This window comes from Nocardia sp. NPDC049935 (assembly GCF_055586645.1).
The window spans coordinates 440,664-461,110 of sequence record NZ_JBVJHV010000001.1 but is presented as its reverse complement, the minus strand read 5'-3'; the positions used below and the strand labels follow the sequence as shown (position 1 = coordinate 461,110).

Here is a 20,447-nt window from a genome sequence, read left to right as displayed (position 1 = left end):
GCTCAGCGACGTCCGCGACGAGCCATCAGCAATGAAGTTGTAGTAGACCGGAATTCCCCAGGGTACCGGGTTCAGCCCAGGTACACAGGCAATTCCTGATGACCGTTGGACACGAAACTCACCACCGGCCGCAGCTCGCTCACCTCGACCGCCAGCCGCATCTCGGGAAACCGCCCGAACAGGGCGGGCAGGGCGATCTCGCCCTCCATTCGCGCCAGCGGGGCCCCGATGCAGTGGTGCGCACCGTGCCCGAAGGAGATGTGATCCTTGTTCGGCCGGGTGATATCGAAAGTATCGGTGGTGGCGCCGTGCACCTTCGGATCCCGGCCCGCCGCGGCGTAGGAGGCCAGGATCGCCTCGCCCTTGCCGATTCGCGGGCCGCCCTCGATATCGATGTCCTCCACCGCGTAGCGCAGCGGAATATGAGCGACCGGCGCTTCGAAACGCAGCGTCTCCTCGACCACCTCGGACCAGCTCACCCGGCCCGCCAGGGCCGCCGACCGCTGCTGCGGATGGGTGAGCAGCGCGACGATCGCCTGATCCAGCAGGTTGACCGTCGTCTCGTGCCCGGCGTTGATGGTCAGCATCAACGTGTTCACGATCTGTTCCTCGGTCAGCTGCGACCCGTCCTCGTCGCGGTTGGTGATCATCACGCTGGTGATGTCGTCACCCGGATTCGCCCGGCGGAATGCGACGAGCTCGGACACCAGGCCGAACATTTCGACGTAATTGGCCTGCGCGGCGGTGTCGTCGAGTGTGGTGTCGAAGTACCGGTCGACACACACTCGCAGCGGGGCACCCAGCGATTCCGGGACGCCGAGCAGTTCGGTGATCACCTGGATCGGCACGGGATAGGCGAATCCCTCACGCAGATCGACGACTGAGCCGGCGGGCGCGGCGGCCAGCGCGTCCAGCAGTTCCGCCACCAGCGACTCGACCCGGGACCGCAGCGCCGCCGTCCGGCGGTGGGTGAACGCGGGCGAGACGAGTTTGCGCAGCCGCCGATGGTCGGCGCCGTAGGCGGTGAACATGTTCTCCACCGCGATCCACGGCAGCAGCGGCCAGTCCTCGGTGATCTCACCGTTGCGGAACGCCGCCCAGTGCTGCCGCGGATCCTTCGAGACGCGCGGATCGGTCAGCAGGCTCTTCAGTACCGCCGCGTCGGTGACCGACCAGGCCGGCACACCTCCGGGCAACTCCACCGGCGCCACCGGGCCCTGGGCCCGCAACCGTACCGATTCCCCCTGGATATCGGCCCCGGCCATATCCAGGACGATGGATTCGCGTTCCAACGAGTGTCTCCTTAGACAATAGTGAACGGCGGAGAGGGCGGGAATGCGACCGGTAGCGCCGCCAGTGCCCGGTGGAAAGGCCCCGGCCGCCAAGCGAGTTCCTCGACCGGCGTCGCCAGCTCCAATTCCGGCAGCGTATCGAGCAGCAGATCGATCGCGCCCTGGACCACCACGAAGGCCGGCGACTGGGCCGGACAGGTATGCGGTCCGATACTCCACGCCAGATGTGAACGGTTGCCGGTGTGATCGCCGCCCCGGATCACCGGATCGTTGTTACACGCGGCCAGGCTGATCACCACCGGCTGATGCGCGGGCAGCCAGGTGTTCTCGACCAGGATCGGCTGCCGCGGATAGGTGGTGCAGAAGTTCGCCATCGGCGGGTCGTTGAACAGCACCTCGTCCAGCGCGTCGCGGGTCGACAGGCTGCCGCCCAGCATATTTCCGCCGAACCGGTCGTCGGTCATCATCAGCAGCAGGGTGTTGTTGATCAGGTTCTGCTGCGGCTCGACACCCGCGCCGTAGAAGCTGATCAGATTGGACAGCAGCTCCTCGTCGTCGAGTTTGGCCGGATGATGCACCAGCCGCGAGGTGACGTCGTCACCGGGATCGGAGCGCTTCTGGAAGATGAGTTCCATCAGCGCCTCGCTCAGATGGGTCATCCCCCATTCGGCGTTGACGGTGTCGAACAGCGCGGCCATTCCGTTCGCGACGCGCTCCCCCAGCTCCGGGGTACACCCGACCATCCGGTTGAGCACCTCGAAAACCAGGGGGAACGCGTACTGGGTGACGAGATCGGCCTTGCCGGATTCGCAGAAGGTGTTGATCAGCGGAAGCGCGATGCTCTCCACGGTCTGATTCAACTCGTGCAGATCGATCCCGTCGATCGCGTGCACATAGGCCTGGCGGTAACGCTGATGCAGCTCACCACTGTTACGCAGCGCGTTCGGGTACCACTCCATCATCGGTTTGACCGGTGAATCGGCCGGGATGCTGGTCTGCCAGGTACGCGGGTCGGCCGGGAAACGATCCGGATCGTTGAGAATTCGGACGGCCGCGTCGTAGCCGATCACCAGTGTCGCGGGCACATCGGGCGCCAGGTCGATGGGGACCAGCGACCCGTAACGGCTGCGCATCGCGGAATAGGCGCGATGCGGATCATCGGCGAATTCTTCCGAGAACAGGCTGAAGCGGGGGCCGACGCCTCCGGTGGGTTCCCCGACCACCGGACAGCCGGCGAAAGGGGGTTGTTGCTGCGGAACCGGAGAGAACTGCGTGGTCAAAGACGAGACTCCAATCGGTGGAACAAATATTCGACGAGCGTGATCAGCGACTGTATGCAGGTTCGCCGGTCACGCGCGTCGAGCGCGATGAGTGGAGTGTCATCGGTGAGATCCAGGGCTTCCCGGACCTCCGACAGTGGGTAGCGATTCGATCCTTCGAACTCGTTGACTCCGACCGCATAGGGCACACCACGCTCCTCCAGCGTAGCGAGCACCTCATCGGCCTTCTCGATACGCCGGGTGTCGACCAGCACCAGGGCGCCGAGCGCGCCCTTGGCCAGTTCCTCCCACAGCGGGATGAACCGCTGCTGGCCCGGGGTTCCGAAGAGGTACAGCGCCAGTTCGGGGTTGAGCGTGATACGGCCGAAGTCCATCGCCACCGTGGTCGTCGTCTTCGACCCCAGTCCGCCCAGATCGTCGATACCGACGCTGGCCTCGGTGATGGTCTCCTCGGTCCGCAAGGGTTTGATCTCGGAAACACTGCTCACGAAGGTGGTCTTGCCGACGCCGAAATTACCGGCCACCAGCAATTTCACCGATCGGGTCACCGTCTCCGGCACATAGTCGACCGCGCGACCGTAATCCGCGGACCGATCAGGCCGGGAGAGCACGGAGCCCATTGAGTACCTCCTCGAGCAGGGCGATCTCCGGCATTATCTCCGCCGGGGTCGGGATATTGAGGTGTCCGCTGTCCAGCAGGTCGGAGACGACGATCGTCACGACCGAGGGCGGGAGGTCGAGATACGCGGCGACCTCGGCAATGGACAGGGCACCCCGGGCGCAGACGTCGATCACCCGGCGCGCGTCCGGGGTGGCGCCGGGTGACGGGTCGCCGAGGGCGACGACCAGGGTCACCAGGCCCAGATCGCGAGTCGGACGGGAGCGCCCGCCGGTCCGCACGTACGCACGGACCAGGTCTGGATCACGCCGCGACCGGCTCATGCCAGATCGCCGCCGTGTGCGCCTCTGCGGGGCTCGCTACCGAGCTCGTGACCTACCCGCCCCGCCAGTTCGTTCATCCGGTGCGCGATGAGACCCACATCGATATCGGTCATGGTCGCCACGCCCAGGAGCGCGCCCTCGCCCGCGGCCGTGATCATGATCATGCCCTGGTCGTATTCGGTCATGTTCTGCCGCACATCGTTTCCGTTGCTGCCGCAGAATTCGCCGAGCGCCTTTCCGAGCGAGCGCAGGCCCGAAGCCGCGGCCGCGAACCGTTCGGCATCGTCCTTCGCGATCCCCGCCGAATGCGCGATGCGCAGCCCGTCCTCGGACAACAGGACGGCGAATCGGACGCCGGGAACCTCGAGATCGTCCAGTAACCAGCCCAGTTTGTTGGTGCTGTCGGATACCACTGTCCTCGGTGAACCCATCAGGATGTCATCCCTTCGGTGTGTTCGGATGCGGCGGCACGGCCGCTCTTGGAGCCGCTCTGCCAGGCGGCGGCGATATCGGGACGGGCCTGGCCCGGTTCTGTCCTGGACGGATCGGCTACGCGGTCGTTGATATCCGCGGGCACCGCTGCCGCGCGCCGCCGGCGTCTGGGCAGCCCGCCGCTGGTGATGTCGTGGACCGTCGTCCGCTGCTCGTCCTCGTACTGATCGGCGGAAGCCGTTGCGGGCGATAACCGGTCGCTCGACACCGTCGCCTCGGCCTCCGCCGGAACCGCGGCGTGCGCCCCGGTGGTGACGGCGGAATGGGCTCCGCCCGCCGAGGGGGCCGAACCGGTCAGTGCGTTTCCGGTGCCGGCCGATACCGAGGATGCCTGACCGCCGGGTACCGCGGCGAGTTCACGCGGAGCTTGTCCACCATTGGGCAAAACGTCGTTCTCCTGGTTGGTCTTGGGAGCGACCAGCAGGGCCTCCGGGATGTAGACCATGGCACGCATACCGCCGTACGCGTTGGGGCCGTCGATGTAGACGGTGAACCCGTAGCGGCGGGCGAGCGCGGCGATACCGGGGAAGCCGACCTTCGGGGCGGGGCCGAGCTGGTGGATGTCGACCGAGCGTTCGTTGGCGAGGACCTGCCGCGCCTCCTCCATCTGCTCGGCGTTCATCCGCACGCCCGCGTCGTCGACGATCACGGTCACCCCGTGATGGCCTTCCTGGAACGTGACATCGACGAAGGAGGTCGGCGGCGAGTAACGCAGCGCGTTGTCGATGAGCGAGGCCAGGGTGTGGACCAGCGGTTCCACCGCACGGCTGATGACGATGCGGTCGAGCTGGGAGGGCCGGACGCGAAGGTAGTCGCGCACACGGCCGGTAGCGCCGCCGACCACGTCGGTCAGCGACTGGGCGGGCCACCGCCGGCCGGGCAGGCCACCACAGACGATCACGTAGGACTGCGCCTGGCGGATCATCTGCTGAACGGTGTGGTCGATGCGGATGAGAGTTTCGTAGACCCGGTCGTCGCGGTGCTCACGCAGCGCGGAGCTGACCACCTGGCTGACGTCGGCGCCCAGGCTCACCACGGAGGTACCGAACGACCGGACCGCGGCGCTGGTCGCCTCACGCGACAGCGTTTCGGCGCGTTCCTTACCGGATTCGGCCTCGTCCCGGACCGCGCGCTCCGCCGTGGACACGGCGGTGCGGAGCTGGTCCTCGGTCTCCCGGGTGACGGATTCACGGGTCTCGTTCTGGACGGTACGCAGATCTTCGGCGACCCGGTCGATGATCCAGCGCAGGCATTGGGCGAAGCGCGAATTCTCCAGGCCCGGGGGGACTTCCGGGCCGACGGCGGTCTGTTCGAACCGGCGCACGGACTCCGACAGCGCCGGTAGCGTGCTGGCGGCGAGATGCTCGAGAGCATCCTCGCGGACTGCCAGCTCGCGCTCGAGCACGGTGAGTCGCTTCTGTTGTTCGCGCACGGCCCGAACGGCGTACCACGCCACGCCGAGCACCAATATGGGGGCGAGGATCCAGGGAAGCAGCACGGCGGTATTCAGATTCATCAGCTTTCTCGTCGTTGACGGGGCTCGAGGTGCGCCACGCGGTGCCGTGGCAGGCCACGGCGCTTCGTCTCGCCTTCCTCGCGACGCCGACCATGTTCGCCCCTGGCCGGATGAGGTTCCGTGCCGGGTACCTCGGCTACGGTCGGTGACATATCCCTTGGTTACTTTCGCCTACTCGAAAGTAACCAAGGGACAAGTCATTCGGCCGATCACTGCCCATCGGAGCGCATCCTCCGATGGCCCGGAACCCGACGACCCGATCACAGTAGCAGCATTGTCGTGAACTCTCTCAATAACGGCGGATAATCGATTGTCACCGATCCGTGATAGGTCCGCGACCTCGTGTAATGCGGAAAGGCATTGCGACGGTGAAGATCACGCCGGCCGCACCCGGCTCCGGGTGCACATGCATCGGGGCGTGCCGCACCGCACATCGCGAGCGCATCCCCTATCACCAGCGAGGGAGCGCTGAAAACGGACCGATCGGTCGGCGATTGGCGGCGGACGGGAAAAATTGATATTCAGAAGGGTCGAATGCCGTTGCGGCCGCTGCTTACCGGCTCCGCCCGTCCCCCGAAATCCAACAATGCGGGCATATGAACCCATCCCACTGACGGGAAACCCGAATATCCGGGTAATCCCGCGAAGCACCGCGATTACCGGGAAGAAATACGACCGTTTCACCGTACGGCGCCACCGGTGCATACCTCCGGACCGGTTACCGCGGGTCGCCCGGACCAATTCGGGTATAGACCAAAATGCGACGGCGACCGAGTGGTCGCCGTCGCCAATTGTGAGATCAGGCCCTTCGGACCTGCCGCTAGACCGTGAAACCGAGGGCCCGCAACTGTTCCCGGCCGTCCTCGGTGATCTTGTCGGGACCCCACGGCGGCATCCAGACCCAGTTGATCTTCAGATCGTCGACCAGGCCGCTGCGCACCAGAGCGTTGCGCGACTGATCCTCGATCACATCAGTGAGCGGACAGGCCGCCGAGGTCAGGGTCATATCCAGGACCGCGGTCGTCTCCTCTACCCGCATTCCGTACACCAGGCCGAGATCGACCACGTTGATACCGAGTTCGGGGTCGACGACATCGCGCATCGCCTCTTCGAGATCGGCCAGCTGCTCGAGTTCCTCGGCAGACAGTTCGGTTTCGGCGGGCACCGCATCGTCCGGCGCGACCGCCGGGGTGGATTCGGTGGCGGAAGTATCGGTCATGGTGTTTCCCCGTTCCGTGCTCGCTCGGTATCGGATGCCGCGCCCGCGGCCACGGCGTCGGCCGCACCGTCGATCCGGAAGACGGCGTCCTTGAAAGCCATCCAGCCCAGTAACGCGCATTTCACCCGGGCCGGGTATTTCGCGACACCGGCGAAGGCGATCCCGTCGCCGATGATGTCCTCGTCTCCTTCGACGGTACCCCGGCTGCCGATCATCTCGTTGAACGAGTCGACCACGGCCAGCGCTTCGGAAAGCGGCAGGCCGATGACCTGATCGGTGAGTACCGAGATCGACGCCTGGCTGATCGAACAGCCCTGCCCGTCGTAGGACACGTCCTCGACGGAGCCGTCCGCGCCGAGCCGCACCCGAAGCGTCACTTCGTCGCCGCAGGTGGGGTTGACGTGGTGCACCTCCGCGCCGAACGGCTCCCGGAGGCCGCGATTGTGCGGATGTTTGTAATGGTCCAGGATCACTTCCTGGTACATCTGCTCCATGCGCATGTTCTAGGCAACCCCGAAGAAGCTCTGGGCCTTCCGCACCGCGGCGACCAGTTGATCCACCTCGTCCACGGTGTTGTACAGGGCGAAGGAGGCCCGCGCGGACGCGGCGATCCCGAAGCGGCGGTGCAGCGGCCAGGCGCAATGGTGCCCGACCCGGATCGCGACTCCCTCGTCGTCCAGGATCTGCCCCAGGTCGTGCGCGTGGATCCCGTCGGCCACGAACGCCACCGCGCCACCGCGGTCCACGTTCTCGGTCGGCCCGACGATACGGATACCGGGGATTTCGCCCAGGCCCGCGAGCGCCGCGTCGACCAGCGTGTGCTCGTGCGCGGCCACCGCGTCCATCCCGATCCCCCGCAGGTACCGCACCGCGGCGCCGAGCCCGACGACCTGTGAGGTCATCGGCACTCCGGCCTCGAACCGCTGCGGCGGCGGGGCGAAGGTGGTCTTCTCCATGGTCACCGTCTCGATCATGGAACCACCGGTGATGAACGGCGGGAGCTCCGCGAGCAGCGCGCGCTTGCCGAACAGCACGCCGACACCGGACGGGCCCAGCATCTTGTGCCCGGAGAATGCGGCGAAATCCACGTCCAGCGCGCGGAAATCGACCGCGGCATGCGGTACAGACTGGCAGGCGTCCAGCACCACCAGCGCGCCCACGGCCCGGGCCCGGGCCACCAGTTCCGTCACCGGCGCCACCGCACCGGTCACATTGGACTGATGGGTGAACGCCACGACCTTGGTGGCCGGCGTCAGCTCGAGCGAATCCAGGTCGATACGGCCGTCGTCGGTCACCCCGTACCACCGCAGGGTCGCCCCGGTACGGCGGGCCAGTTCCTGCCACGGCACCAGATTCGCGTGATGTTCCAGTTCGGTGATGACGATCTCGTCGCCCGGACCCAGGTGATACGGGAACCGGTCGTCGGCGAACGCGTAGGTCACCACGTTCAGCGATTCGGTGGCGTTCTTGGTGAACACGATCTCGTCGGCGGCGACACCGACGAACCGGGCGATCTCGGCGCGGGCGTCCTCGTAGGCGTCGGTCGCCTCCTCGGCCAGCTGGTGCGCGCCGCGGTGCACCGCCGAATTCCGTTCGGTCAGGAATTCACGTTCGGCGTCCAGCACCGCCAGCGGCCGCTGCGAGGTGGCCCCGGAATCCAGGTACACCAGCGGCTTCCCGTCCCGGACCGTACGGTTCAGGATCGGGAAGTCGGCCCGGATCCGGGCGACATCGAAGGCGGGAAGGGTCGCGGTCATCTCAGGCTCCGGCTCCGGCCGTCTGGGTGAATTTCACATAGCCGTTCGCGTCCAGTTCCTCGGCGAGTTCGGCGCCGCCCTCGGCGACGATGCGCCCGCCCACGAACACGTGCACGAACTCCGGCTGGATATAGCGCAGGATGCGCGTGTAGTGCGTGATCAGCAGAACCCCGCCGTTCTCCCGCTCCTTGTAGCGGTTGACGCCCTCGGAGACGATGCGCAGCGCGTCCACGTCGAGGCCGGAGTCGGTTTCGTCGAGAATGGCGATCTTCGGCTTCAGCAGGCCCAGCTGCAGGATCTCGTGGCGCTTCTTCTCACCGCCGGAGAAACCCTCGTTCACACTGCGATCGGCGAAGGCGGCGTCGATATCGAGTTCGTTCATCGACTCCTTCACCTCCTTGACCCAGTGCCGCAGTTTGGGCGCCTCGCCACGCACCGCGGTCGCGGCCGTGCGCAGGAAGTTCGACATCGAGACACCGGGAACCTCGATCGGGTACTGCATGGCCAGGAACAGACCCGCCCGCGCCCGCTCGTCCACCGACATCTCCAAGACGTCCTCGCCGTCGAGGGTGATCGAACCCGAGGTGACGGTGTACTTGGGATGTCCGGCGATGGCATAGGACAGCGTCGACTTACCGGAGCCGTTGGGGCCCATGATGGCGTGCGTCTCGCCGGATTTCACGGTGAGGTTCACCCCGTTGAGGATCTTGACGGTATCCCCGTCCGGAGTGTTGACCTCGGCGTGCAGGTCCTTGATTTCCAGGGTGGTCATGGCGTGATGGATTCCTTCGGTGGCTGTGAGGCTGTGGATTCGGTCAGGCGCCGATGGCGGCGAGTTCGGCCTCGATGGCCGCCTCCAACCGCTCGGCGACCTCTTGGACCGCGATCTTCTGGATGATCTCGTGGAAGAACCCGCGCACCACCAGGCGGCGGGCGGCGTCTTCCGGAATTCCGCGGGCGCGCAGATAGAACAGCTGCTCGTCGTCGAACCGGCCGGTCGCCGACGCGTGGCCGGCGCCGACGATCTCGCCGGTCTCGATCTCCAGGTTCGGCACCGAATCGGCGCGGGCGCCGTCGGTGAGCACCAGGTTGCGGTTGATCTCGAATGTATCGGTGCCCTCGGCCGCGGCCCGGATCAGCACATCGCCGACCCAGACCGTGCGGGCGTCACCCTTGTGCGAATCCGGATCGCCCTGCAGCGCGCCCTTGTAGAGAACATTCGACTTGCAGTGCGGGACCGCGTGATCGACCAGCAGGCGCTGTTCGAAATGCTGGCCCGCGTCGGCGAAGTACAGGCCGAGCAGTTCGGCGTCGCCGCCCGGTCCCGCGTAGCGGACATTGCCGGTGAGCCGGACCAGATCGCCGCCGAGGGTGACCGCGGTATGCCGCAGCACCGCGTCGCGGCCCACGAGCGCGTGGTGGGCGGTGGCGTGCACGACATCGTCGGCCCAGTCCTGTACCGCCACGACGGTCAGCTTGGCGCTGTCGCCGAGTACGAATTCGAGGTTCTCGGCGTAGGTTCCGCTCCCGCGCTGGTCGATCACCACGGTGGCGACGGCGAATTCGGCCAGTCGCACCTGCAGATGACCGTAGGCGGTCTTCCCCTCGCCCGGCCCGGTGATCCGGACGACGACCGGTTCGGCCACCTCGGTCTCCTTGCCGACCGAGATCACCGTCGCCTGCTCGAACCCGGAATAGGCCTGGGCGGCCACCCGATCGGACGGGGTGCCGCCTTCGCCCAGACGGGAATCGTCGCGGCCCACCGTCTCCACGGTGACTCCGTCGACCCGCCCGACCTCGACACCCGCCCGCCCGTCGGCGGTGGCGGTGCCGTTGTGCAGGCCGCGCAGCCGGCGCAGCGGGGTGAACCGCCACGCCTCGTCCTTACCGGAGGGGATCTCGAAGGCGTTCACATCGAAGGAGGTGAACACCTCGCCCTTGTTCAGCGCCGGGGTACGGGCCTCCGCGGCCTCGGCGATATTCGACCCGGCGGCTGTGCTCGTCTGTTCGCTCGTAAGCCCGCTCACTAGCCGACGGCTCCTTCCATTTGCAGTTCGATCAGGCGGTTGAGTTCCAGCGCGTACTCCATGGGGAGTTCCTTGGCGATGGGCTCGACGAAGCCGCGCACCACCATCGCCATCGCCTCGTCCTCGGTGAGGCCGCGGCTCATCAGGTAGAACAGCTGGTCCTCGGAAACCTTGGAGACGGTGGCCTCGTGCCCCATAGTCACGTCGTCCTCGCGGATATCGACGTAGGGGTAGGTATCGGAGCGGCTGATGGTGTCGACCAGCAGCGCATCGCATTTCACCGTCGACTTGGACCCGTGCGCGCCCTTGTTCACCTGGACCAGGCCGCGGTAGGAGGCCCGGCCGCCGCCGCGCGCCACCGATTTCGACACGATGGTCGAGGAGGTGTGCGGAGCCAGGTGCACCATCTTGGCGCCGGTGTCCTGGTGCTGCCCCTCGCCGGCGAAGGCCACCGAGAGCACTTCGCCCTTGGCATGCTCACCGGTCATCCAGACGGCCGGGTACTTCATGGTGACCTTGGAGCCGATATTGCCGTCGATCCACTCCATGGTCGCGCCCGCCTCGGCCTTGGCCCGCTTGGTGACCAGGTTGTAGACGTTGTTCGACCAGTTCTGGATGGTGGTGTAGCGGCAGCGGCCGCCCTTCTTCACGATGATCTCGACCACGGCCGAATGCAGCGAATCGGACTGGTAGATCGGCGCGGTGCAGCCCTCGACGTAGTGCACGTAGGCATCCTCGTCGACGATGATCAGGGTCCGCTCGAACTGGCCCATGTTCTCGGTGTTGATCCGGAAGTAGGCCTGCAGCGGAATGTCCACCTGCACCCCGGGCGGCACGTAGATGAACGATCCACCCGACCACACGGCGGTGTTCAGCGCGGAGAACTTGTTGTCCCCGGCCGGGATGACGCTGCCGAAGTACTCCTGGAAGATCTCCGGGTGCTCCCGCAGGCCGGTATCGGTATCGAGGAAGATCACGCCCTGGGCCTCCAGATCCTCGCGGATCTGGTGGTAGACGACCTCCGACTCGTACTGGGCGGCGACACCGGCGACCAGCCGCTGCTTCTCCGCTTCCGGGATACCCAGCCGGTCGTAGGTGTTCTTGATGTCCTCGGGCAGGTCTTCCCAGCTCGCGGCCTGCTTCTCGGTGGAGCGCACGAAGTACTTGATGTTGTCGAAATCGATGCCCTCGAGGTTGGAACCCCAGTTGGGCATGGGCTTGCGATCGAAGATCCGCAGCGCCTTGAGCCGGTTCTCCAGCATCCAGGTCGGCTCGTTCTTCTTGTCCGAGATATCGCGAACGACCTCTTCGGACAGACCACGCTGCGCGCTGGCTCCCGCCACGTCCGAGTCGGCCCAGCCGTAGCCGTACTTGCCCAGCGAGGCGATGGCCTCTTCCTGGGACAGCTGTGGCACCTGGTCGGTGGTGGTCGTCATTCGGCGCTCCTTCCGGAGTCGTTCGTTACGTCCGCTGCGGGCTGCACAGCGGTGGTGGGTGACGCGTTGTTCGGTTGGGTGCCGGGCTCCGGGGTCGGGAGCACGGTCAGCGGTACATGGGTGGTGCAGGCACAGTCGCCGTTGGCGATGGTCGCCAGCCGCTGCACATGGGTGCCGAGCACTTCCCGGAAGGCCTCGAGCTCGGCTTCGCACAGCTCGGGGAATTCCTCGGCCACATGCGAGACCGGGCAGTGATGCTGACAGATCTGCACGCCCGCGCCCACCCGGCGGGTGGTCGCGGCGAATCCGGCGTCCGACAGCGCCGTGGCGATCTCGTCGGCCTTGGCCACCGTTTCGGACCGAACGGTATCGTCCCGCGTCGCGGGGGTGTCGGCCGAGGGCTCGTCGCTCCGGCCGGGCAAGGCCTCGATCCCCTCGACCAGTGTCCGGGCCCGCTTCCGCGCGAACGCGGTGACGGCGTCCTCGCCGCCGATCTCCCGCAGTTGCCGGATGGCCGCGCCCGCCAGATCGTCGTAGGCGTGGCCCAGCATGCTGCGCCCGGCGCCGGTGAGCTGATACTGCTTGGCCGGGCGGCCGCGGCCCTTCTGCTGCCACGGGGCGGAACGCCCCGCCCGCGCCTGGCCCGATTCGATGAGCGCGTCGAGGTGCCGGCGCACCCCGGCCGGAGCCAGTCCCAGCGCGCTACCGATCGCGGTCGCGGTGATCGGACCCTCCTCGAGCAGCAGTCGTACGATCGCCGCCCGGGTATGACCTTCCCCGCCGGTCACGGGCACGCCGACGGATCCGGCACCGGTCCGGTGACCAGCCCTTTCGTCCGTGTTCGGCAAACCCACAGTTTTCACAACATCAGTGTGGCGGAATTCGTTCCCGAAATCTAATAAGGGTGCCCTGACCAGGCGGGTCCCCGTCGCCCGCCGATTTCCGGCCGGACCCGGAAACCGCCTGCTCCGGCGAACAAGTCCCGGTCGCCGCCGCCCGGCGTAATTCGCACAGTGATGTGCTTCACTCCGGTGCGGGGGCTCCGGAAAGCCACCGCCGGGCGCGAACTGCGGCCGCGGCGAACTAGTCTCGGTGACCGTGGCAGGACAGGCAGGCGCCCCGGGCGCATCGGCGTCGCGCGGGCAGCGCGCACTGGGACTGGTGCGGCGCGCCCTCGGACTCGACGTTCCGGCCTCCGAGCACACCATCGCGGTCCTGCACAGCGACGAATCCGAGGTCCCGGGACTGGACCGGCGCGAACGCGCGCAATTGGACCGGATCCGGCTGATGGGCGCCACCGGCACGGTGCTGATGGCGATCAGCGCGCTCGGTATCGGGGCGCAGCCGGTCCACCAGAATCCGACCTCCGGGATGCGGGTACTGGGCATCTTCGCGCGCGCCCATACCGGCTCCCTGGCCATGTGCATGGTGGGCACCGCGACCGTGGTGCTGGCCTGGCTGCTGCTGGGCCGCTTCGCCGTCGGCGGGCTCGGCGGCGGGCCGCGGCACCGGCTGACCCGCCGCCAACTCGACCGCACGCTGCTGCTCTGGATCATCCCGCTGTGCGTCGCACCGCCGATGTTCAGCAACGATGTGTACTCCTATCTGGCGCAGAGCGAGATCGCCGCGCGGGGTATCGACCCCTATCAGGAGGGGCCGGTCGCCGGGCTCGGGATCGACAACGTGCTCACCAACAACGTCCCCAACATCTGGCGGGAGACACCCGCGCCGTACGGGCCGCTGTTCCTCTGGATCGGGCACGGCATCGCCCAGGTCACCGGGGAGAACATCCTGGCCGGGGTCTGGGTGCACCGGCTGCTCGCGCTCGCCGGGGTCGCACTGATCGTCTGGGCGCTGCCGCGCCTGTCGGTGCGCTGCGGGGTGGCTCCGGTCAGCGCGCTGTGGCTGGGTGTGGCCAATCCGCTGGTGCTTTTCCATCTCGTCGGCGGGGTGCACAACGACGCCCTGATGCTCGGCCTGATGCTGGCCGGCCTGGAATTCATGCTGCGCGCCATCCACGGGATCCCCGGTGACGGCGGTCCCCCGCCGCTGGACGGGCGCGGCTGGGCGCTGCTGATCGCGGGAGCGGTCACCATCAGCCTCTCGTCTTCGGTGAAGATCACCTCGATCATCGCCCTGGGATTCGCGGGTATGGCCCTGGCCCGGCGCTGGGGTCCCGGTCTGCGGCCCGTTCTCGCGGCCGCGGGGCTGCTCGGGCTGATCGCGATCGTGACGACCCTGGTGATCAGCACCGTGAGCGGACTCGGCTTCGGCTGGCTGAACACGCTCAACACCGCCAGCGCGGTACGCAGCTGGATGTCGCTGCCGACGGCGCTGGGCATCGTCACCGGATTCGGCGGGGTCCTGCTCGGCCTGGGCGACCACACCACCGCCCTGCTCAGCATCACCCGGCCCATCGCCGCGGTGGTGGCGGGCGTGATCACGGTGCGCATGCTGGTGGCCACCTGGACCGGACGGGTCCACCCGGTCGGCGCGCTCGGTGTCGCCCTGGGCGCGATCGTGCTGCTGTTCCCGGTGGTGCAGCCCTGGTATCTGCTGTGGGCGATCGTGCCGCTGGCGGCCTGGGCCACCCGGCCGGTGTTCCGGGCACCCGCCATCGGCATCTCCGCGGTCGTCAGCGTGATCCTGATGCCGCGCGGCGCCGACCTCGAGGTCTTCCAGATCGTCGGGTCGGCGGTGGCGACGGTGATCGTCTCGGTGCTGTTCATCGTGGTCACCCGCAACGCCCTGCCGTGGCGTGCCCAGCAGGGGGTGTCGCCCCCGTCACAGGCGGCCGAGGCATACGGTGTGACCTCGTGACCGTTTCCCGGGTGCCCGCCGTCCAGGTGGACCATGTCGCCAAACGCTACGGCGAGACGACCGCGGTGGACGGTATCGCTTTCACCATCGAACCGGCGCAGGTGTTCGCCCTGCTCGGGCCGAACGGTGCCGGTAAGACCACGACGGTGGAGATGTGCGAGGGATTCGTACGGCCCGACGCCGGGCGCGTGCGGGTGCTCGGACTCGATCCGATCGCCGATTCCGAACGGCTGCGGCCCCGGATCGGCGTGATGCTGCAGGGTGGTGGCGCCTATCCGGGCGCCCGGGCCGGTGAGATGCTGGATCTCGTCGCCTCCTATTCGGCCGACCCGCTCGATCCCGAATGGCTGCTGGGTGTGCTGGGTATGGCCGACAGCCGCCGCACGCCCTACCGGCGGCTCTCCGGCGGCCAGCAGCAGCGGCTGTCGCTGGCCTGCGCCCTGGTCGGACGGCCGGAGATCGTCTTTCTGGACGAACCCACCGCGGGGATGGACGCCCAGGCCCGGATCATGGTGTGGGAACTGATCGACGCGCTGCGCCGGGACGGGGTGAGCGTACTGCTGACCACCCATCTCATGGACGAGGCCGAGGAGCTGGCCGACCATCTGGTGATCATCGATCACGGCCGGATCGTCGCGTCCGGCACACCGGCCGAGGTGACCGCGCACGGCGCCGCCGGCCAGCTGCGCTTCGCCGCACCCCCGAATCTCGATCTGGCCCTGCTGCAACGGGCACTGCCGGAGGGGTTCTCCCCCAAGGAGACCGGCCCCGGCTCGTATCTGGTGGAGGGCGAGATCAACCCGCAGGTGCTGGCCACCGTGACCGCCTGGTGCGCGCGGGTCAACGTGCTCGCCACCGATATCCGCATCGACCAGCGCCGGCTCGAGGACGTTTTCCTGGAACTGACCGGACGGGATCTGCGCGCATGACGCGATACCTCCGCCGCGGGCGCCGCGGACCGTATCCATCCGCTGCGAGGGAGATCGTGTGACGAAGCCGGATCTCACCGCCAACCGTTTCGGGCCGGGAACCTTCGCGCCCGATCCACGTCCCGCCGGCCGGGGCGCCATGCTGCTCGCGCAGACCCGCCTGGATCTGGTGCTGCTGCTGCGCAACGGTGAGCAGCTGCTGCTCACCATGTTCATCCCCATCACCCTGCTGATCGGGCTGGCGCTGCTGCCCTTCGGCGATATGGGCCCGGACAAGATCGACAAGATCGTGCCCGCGGTGATGATGGTGGCCGTGATGTCGACGGCGTTCACCGGCCAGGCCATCGCCATCGGATTCGACCGGCGCTACGGCGCGCTCAAACGTCTCGGCGCCACTCCCCTGCCCCGCTGGGGGATCGTCGCGGGTAAGAGCGGCGCGGTATTGCTGGTGGTGATCCTGCAGGCCGTACTGCTGGGCCTGATCGGGGTGGCCCTGGGCTGGCGCCCGACCCCGGCGGGACTCGCGCTGGGGGCCCTGCTGATCGCACTCGGTACCGCGACCTTCGCGGCGATGGGACTGCTCCTGGGCGGCACCCTCAAGGCCGAGGTGGTGCTGGCCCTGGCCAATATCCTCTGGTTCGTGATGCTGGGTATCGCCAGTGTGGTCTTCGCCTCCGAGGAACTGCCGTCGGTGGTGCACACCCTGGTGCGGCTGGTGCCCTCCGGTGCGCTGGCCGTCGCTCTGGAGGACGCGCTGCGCGGAAGCGTCGACTGGTTCGGCGTGATCGTGCTGGCGCTCTGGGGTACCGGGGCCGGGTTGCTGGCCGTGCGCTGGTTCCGGTTCGAGTAACCCGCCCGGTCGACCACGACACTTCGTAGTAGACCGGCGGCGGCGGCCTCCGGCGCGCCCGCTACCATCGTGACGTGCTCACTCGCGCCTTCCTGCGACTCGTCGACCGGCTCCCCCTGCCGTCGCGCCGCACCCAGCTCCTGATCGCGCTGGCGGTGCTCGCCACCCAGGCCGGAATCGCCGTGACCGGCGCGATCGTGCGGGTCACCGCCTCCGGGCTCGGCTGCCCGACCTGGCCGCAGTGCTTCCCGGGTAGTTTCACGCCGGTCGGCGTCTCGGAAGTGCCCGGGATCCATCAGGCCGTGGAGTTCGGCAACCGGATGCTCGTCTTCGCGGTCACCCTGTGCGCGGCGCTCATCGTTCTCGCCGTCATCCGGGCCCGGCGTCGCCGTGAAGTCCTGGTCTATGCCTGGTTGATGCCCGCGGGTACCGTGCTGCAGGCGATCCTCGGCGGTATCACCGTGCTGACCGGGCTGCTGTGGTGGACCGTCGCCCTGCATCTGCTGGCCTCGATGCTCATGGTCTGGCTGGCCGCGGTGCTGGTCTCGAAGGTGGCCACCCCCGACGACGGCGTGGAGACCGTCCGCGCTCCGGGCCCGCTGCGCATGCTCACCGCGCTCAGCGGTGTGACCCTGGCCGGCGTCCTGGTGGCCGGCACCCTGGTCACCGGCGCGGGCCCGCACGCGGGCGACAAGAGCATCGATCGCCCGGTGGCCCGGCTCGAGATCGAGATCACGACCCTCGTGCATCTGCACGCGCAGCTGCTCATCGGCTACCTGGCCCTGCTCATCGGGCTCGGTTTCGGTCTCTACGCGACCGGTATCACCAAACCGGTCCGCGACCGGTACTTCGTCCTGATCGGCCTGGTACTGACGCAGGCCCTGGTCGGGGTGGTGCAGTACTTCACCGATGTGCCCGCGGCCCTGGTCGCGATCCATGTGGGCGGCGCGGCGCTGTGCACGGCGGCCACCGCGACGCTGTGGGCGTCGCTGCGCACCCGCGAACCGCTGCCGGCCGCGGTCCGGGAACCGGATTCGCAACCCGCCTGACGGTCACGTGCCGCTGGTGTAGCTCCGGGCGACCAGCGCGGAGGTCAGATACCACAGGCCGGTGGGGATCGCCGGGTCGAACCCGGTCAGCAGCCGCACCCGTTTGAGCCGGTAGTCGAGCGTATTGGTGTGCATATGCATCAGCCGCGCGGTGCGCTGCCGGTTGAAATTGTTGGCGATGTGCTGGCGCAGCGTCTCCAGCAGTTCGGGATGTTCGTCCAGCGGGTCCAGGATCGCGCTGAGATGCTCACGCGCCGGACCGGGCCGGGTGATCTGGAATTCCAGGGCCAGATCGGTGAACCGGTGCAGCCCGCCGCCGTCGGTGATGCGCTGCACCGTATCGAGCAGCTCATGGGCCCGATCGGTGGCATCGGGGATCTCGGTGGGCGCGGCGGTGACCACCGTGGCGGTGACCGGCACCTGCGCGACCCGGGACAACCCGTCGATCAGCGCGTCGAGGGTCTCGTCGGGGAACGCTTCCGCGGGCAGCAGGACCGTACCGCCGTCGATACTCAGCAGCGAGAGCGCCCGTTCCCCGCAACAGCGGGCCAGTTCCGCCTGGACCCGGCGTAGTTTGCGGCGCGCGACGATCCGCCCGTCCACCTGTGGCGCCGATTCGTCCGGATGCGGCGGGAGCGCCAGGGCCAGTACCTGATACGACGCGGCGATCTCGATACCGCATTCGCGGGCCATGGTGGCGGTGCTGTGCCCGCCGAGCAGGGCGGAGGTCAGGGTGTGTACGGCGGTGTGGTGTTCGGAGACGACACCGCGGTATTCGCCCACGTAGGCGAGCGCGACCTCGGAGGTGATGGTGTCCAGGATCTCCAGCATCCGGCGGGCGGTCGCGACCAGGGTCGCCGAATCCGCGGGACCGGCGGTGGACATGATCCGGTCGAAACCGAGTTTGAAGCCCTCGTGGATGGCGTGGTTGATGGTGTCGATCGGGATACCCTCCCGCGCCCATTCGGCGGCGGCCTCCCGCACCTGTTCGATCCGCTCCGGGAGTTCGCGCCCGTCGAGCCGGCTGAGGGTGAGTTCGAGACACAGCCGCGTCACCGCGGTCACATCGCCCTGTAAGGCGTCTCCCGGCAGGGTTCCGCACGGCGCCACGTGCTCGACGAAATGGCCCACCATCTGACGGGACAGCGTCGAAACATCGCGGAGATGATTGGAAATGGGACGGCCGGACACCGTGAGTCGGGCACGGGTCGGACTACTGACCGTCATATCGGCTCCTTCTACCCCAGGCTGTCGCTCGAGGCACTAACGGTAGCGCGAACCGGTTACTCGTCAGTAGTTTTTGTCCACGAATCTGTTCGAGCTACCTGAAGGCCCGGGGGCCGACCTGTGAGTACCCACAGGTATCACATAACCCGGGACCTATTTCTCGTTGCGCGCCACGGGGAATCGGGTCTGCTTCGCGACCCAGCCGGCCATCTTCGCCCAGTGACCGGCGGCCGGCGTGGTCCGCGATACGAGTTCGCGTTCCCAGCCCTCGGCGGCGGTCAGACCGTCCACCGCCTCGACCACGGCCTGCGCGGTCGCGGTATCGGCCACCATCCGGTCGCCGAGCACACCGTCGGCTCCCACCAGCGTGACCCGGACACCCCGGCGGCCCACCGGCTGCAGCACGGCTTCGGCCGAGCCCCCGTGCGCGGCGACGAATGCACGGACCGAGTCGACGATCTCCTTCGGTGCGCGAACGGTGACGGTGGCGGTTTCAGCACTCATGGACCGGAGTCTACCGGCGGGTAACGCGCCCCCGGCCGGGCCGTCCGCGGTAGGGACCGCGTGAACACGGCGGATCCCCGGACCCGCGGGAGCGCGGCGGCGGCGCGGGTGTAGAACTGGACCATGCGCGCCATCCAGGTAGACAGGCACGGCGGTCCGGAAGTCCTGACCCTCACCGAGGTCCCCGAACCGGTACCCGGGCCGAATCAGCTACTGGTCGATGTCGACGCCGTCGGTGTCAACTACATCGATACCTATTTCCGCACCGGCACCTACCCTCGTCCGGTGCCCTATATCCCGGGTTCCGAGGGGACCGGGATCGTCGCCGAGATCGGCGCCGAGACCACCGGATTCGCGATCGGCGACCGAATCGCCTGGGCGGCCGCCCCGAACAGTTACGCGCCGCGCACCGTGGTGGACGCCGCGGTCGCGGTGACCGTCCCCGGCGATGTGGATCCGCCGGTGGCCGCGTCGGCGCTGCTGCAGGGGATGACGGCGCACTATCTGATCGAATCGGTCTACAAACCCGAACCGGGCGAGACGATCCTGGTGCACGCGGGCGCCGGCGGGGTGGGACTGCTGCTCACCCAACTGGCCGCGGCCCGCGATATCCGGGTGATCACCACGGTGTCCTCGGACGAGAAGGAGAGCCTCTCCCGCGCCGCGGGCGCCTGGGAGGTGCTGCGCTACGGCGACGGCCTCGCCGACCGGGTCCGCGAACTCACCGACGGCGCCGGTGTTGCCGCGGTCTACGACGGCGTGGGCGCGGCGACCTTCGATGCCAGTCTGGCGTCGCTGCGGGTGCGCGGCACGCTGGCGCTGTTCGGCGCGGCCAGCGGACCGGTACCGCCGGTGGATCTGCAGCGGCTCAACGCGGCCGGTTCGGTCTTCGTGACGCGGCCGAATATCGCGCACTACACCCGCGATCGGGCCGAACTCGAATGGCGGGCCCGCGATATCCTCGAGGCGGTCGCCGACGGCTCGCTCACCGTCCGGATCGGCGCGACCTATCCACTCGCCGAGGCCGAACAGGCGCATCGCGACCTGGAGAGCCGCCGGACCACCGGGTCGATCGTCCTGCTGCCCTGACCGATACGCGGACCGGAC

The 20,447-nt window shown here is 67.9% G+C and carries 20 protein-coding genes; 5 read left to right on the top strand and 15 right to left on the bottom strand.

All coding sequences use genetic code 11. From position 1 onward, the window contains the following. Positions 1–71: 71 nt before the first annotated feature. The 13 genes from ACZ6SF_RS02195 to ACZ6SF_RS02135 form a co-directional block, all read right to left on the bottom strand. Positions 72–1,292 (bottom strand): cytochrome P450 family protein, encoded by a 1,221-nt coding sequence (locus tag ACZ6SF_RS02195; protein ID WP_466059962.1) that lies wholly within the window; start codon positions 1,290–1,292, stop codon positions 72–74. 11 nt (positions 1,293–1,303) lie between these two features. Further along, complete coding sequence (locus ACZ6SF_RS02190) at positions 1,304–2,572, bottom strand: cytochrome P450 (protein WP_466059960.1); 1,269 nt, start codon at positions 2,570–2,572, stop codon at positions 1,304–1,306. After that, the gene (locus tag ACZ6SF_RS02185) at positions 2,569–3,192 is read right to left on the bottom strand and encodes a GTP-binding protein (protein WP_449998283.1); all 624 of its coding nucleotides are present in this window, start codon (positions 3,190–3,192) and stop codon (positions 2,569–2,571) included. Before ACZ6SF_RS02185 ends, ACZ6SF_RS02190 begins: the two co-directional genes overlap by 4 nt. Continuing rightward, positions 3,167–3,514 carry a DUF742 domain-containing protein gene (locus ACZ6SF_RS02180; protein ID WP_466059958.1) on the bottom strand — a complete coding sequence of 116 codons (348 nt, stop codon included), beginning with the start codon at positions 3,512–3,514 and terminating at the stop codon, positions 3,167–3,169. The genes ACZ6SF_RS02185 and ACZ6SF_RS02180 overlap by 26 nt, the downstream gene beginning before the upstream one ends. Next, the gene (locus ACZ6SF_RS02175; protein WP_466059956.1) at positions 3,511–3,945 is read right to left on the bottom strand and encodes a roadblock/LC7 domain-containing protein; all 435 of its coding nucleotides are present in this window, start codon (positions 3,943–3,945) and stop codon (positions 3,511–3,513) included. The genes ACZ6SF_RS02180 and ACZ6SF_RS02175 overlap by 4 nt, the downstream gene beginning before the upstream one ends. Continuing rightward, positions 3,945–5,522 (bottom strand): ATP-binding protein, encoded by a 1,578-nt coding sequence (locus ACZ6SF_RS02170; protein WP_466059954.1) that lies wholly within the window; start codon positions 5,520–5,522, stop codon positions 3,945–3,947. The genes ACZ6SF_RS02175 and ACZ6SF_RS02170 overlap by 1 nt, the downstream gene beginning before the upstream one ends. 820 nt (positions 5,523–6,342) lie before the next feature. Next, positions 6,343–6,741, bottom strand: coding sequence for a metal-sulfur cluster assembly factor (locus ACZ6SF_RS02165; RefSeq protein WP_466059952.1), 399 nt, complete (start codon positions 6,739–6,741; stop codon positions 6,343–6,345). Further along, positions 6,738–7,241: a Fe-S cluster assembly sulfur transfer protein SufU gene (gene sufU / locus ACZ6SF_RS02160; protein ID WP_466059950.1), complete on the bottom strand. Its 504-nt coding sequence runs from the start codon at positions 7,239–7,241 to the stop codon at positions 6,738–6,740. Before sufU ends, ACZ6SF_RS02165 begins: the two co-directional genes overlap by 4 nt. Before the next feature lie 3 nt (positions 7,242–7,244). Further along, the gene (locus ACZ6SF_RS02155) at positions 7,245–8,498 is read right to left on the bottom strand and encodes a cysteine desulfurase (RefSeq protein WP_466059948.1); all 1,254 of its coding nucleotides are present in this window, start codon (positions 8,496–8,498) and stop codon (positions 7,245–7,247) included. A gap of 1 nt (position 8,499) precedes the next feature. Then, positions 8,500–9,270 carry a Fe-S cluster assembly ATPase SufC gene (gene sufC / locus ACZ6SF_RS02150; protein ID WP_449999997.1) on the bottom strand — a complete coding sequence of 257 codons (771 nt, stop codon included), beginning with the start codon at positions 9,268–9,270 and terminating at the stop codon, positions 8,500–8,502. 43 nt (positions 9,271–9,313) lie between these two features. After that, positions 9,314–10,525, bottom strand: a complete 1,212-nt coding sequence (sufD, locus tag ACZ6SF_RS02145) for a Fe-S cluster assembly protein SufD (protein ID WP_466059946.1) — start codon at positions 10,523–10,525, stop codon at positions 9,314–9,316. Then, positions 10,525–11,961: a Fe-S cluster assembly protein SufB gene (sufB, locus tag ACZ6SF_RS02140; RefSeq protein ID WP_466059944.1), complete on the bottom strand. Its 1,437-nt coding sequence runs from the start codon at positions 11,959–11,961 to the stop codon at positions 10,525–10,527. Before sufB ends, sufD begins: the two co-directional genes overlap by 1 nt. After that, positions 11,958–12,824, bottom strand: a complete 867-nt coding sequence (locus tag ACZ6SF_RS02135; protein WP_466059942.1) for a helix-turn-helix transcriptional regulator — start codon at positions 12,822–12,824, stop codon at positions 11,958–11,960. Before ACZ6SF_RS02135 ends, sufB begins: the two co-directional genes overlap by 4 nt. Before the next feature lie 235 nt (positions 12,825–13,059). Here ACZ6SF_RS02135 and mptB point away from each other — a divergent pair, with 235 nt between their 5' ends. The 4 genes from mptB (at position 13,060) to ACZ6SF_RS02115 (ending at position 17,609) form a co-directional block, all read left to right on the top strand. After that, positions 13,060–14,781: a polyprenol phosphomannose-dependent alpha 1,6 mannosyltransferase MptB gene (gene mptB, locus ACZ6SF_RS02130; RefSeq protein WP_466059940.1), complete on the top strand. Its 1,722-nt coding sequence runs from the start codon at positions 13,060–13,062 to the stop codon at positions 14,779–14,781. Further along, positions 14,778–15,710, top strand: coding sequence for an ABC transporter ATP-binding protein (locus tag ACZ6SF_RS02125; RefSeq protein ID WP_466059938.1), 933 nt, complete (start codon positions 14,778–14,780; stop codon positions 15,708–15,710). Before mptB ends, ACZ6SF_RS02125 begins: the two co-directional genes overlap by 4 nt. A gap of 58 nt (positions 15,711–15,768) precedes the next feature. Beyond that, complete coding sequence (locus ACZ6SF_RS02120; protein ID WP_466059937.1) at positions 15,769–16,560, top strand: ABC transporter permease; 792 nt, start codon at positions 15,769–15,771, stop codon at positions 16,558–16,560. Positions 16,561–16,634: 74 nt separating this feature from the next. Next, a complete protein-coding gene (locus ACZ6SF_RS02115) occupies positions 16,635–17,609 on the top strand; it encodes a COX15/CtaA family protein (protein WP_466059935.1) in 975 nt (324 codons plus the stop codon). A 3-nt stretch (positions 17,610–17,612) separates the two neighbouring features. Here ACZ6SF_RS02115 and ACZ6SF_RS02110 read toward each other — a convergent pair whose 3' ends face one another. Together ACZ6SF_RS02110 and ACZ6SF_RS02105 are read right to left on the bottom strand one after the other, a co-directional pair. After that, positions 17,613–18,836 carry a PucR family transcriptional regulator gene (locus ACZ6SF_RS02110; protein ID WP_466059933.1) on the bottom strand — a complete coding sequence of 408 codons (1,224 nt, stop codon included), beginning with the start codon at positions 18,834–18,836 and terminating at the stop codon, positions 17,613–17,615. Positions 18,837–18,989: 153 nt separating this feature from the next. Then, positions 18,990–19,340: a hypothetical protein gene (locus ACZ6SF_RS02105; protein WP_466059932.1), complete on the bottom strand. Its 351-nt coding sequence runs from the start codon at positions 19,338–19,340 to the stop codon at positions 18,990–18,992. 123 nt (positions 19,341–19,463) lie between these two features. On the opposite strand from ACZ6SF_RS02105, the gene ACZ6SF_RS02100 reads away from it, so the two are divergent. Continuing rightward, a complete protein-coding gene (locus ACZ6SF_RS02100; protein ID WP_466059930.1) occupies positions 19,464–20,429 on the top strand; it encodes a quinone oxidoreductase family protein in 966 nt (321 codons plus the stop codon). Positions 20,430–20,447: the final 18 nt, after the last annotated feature.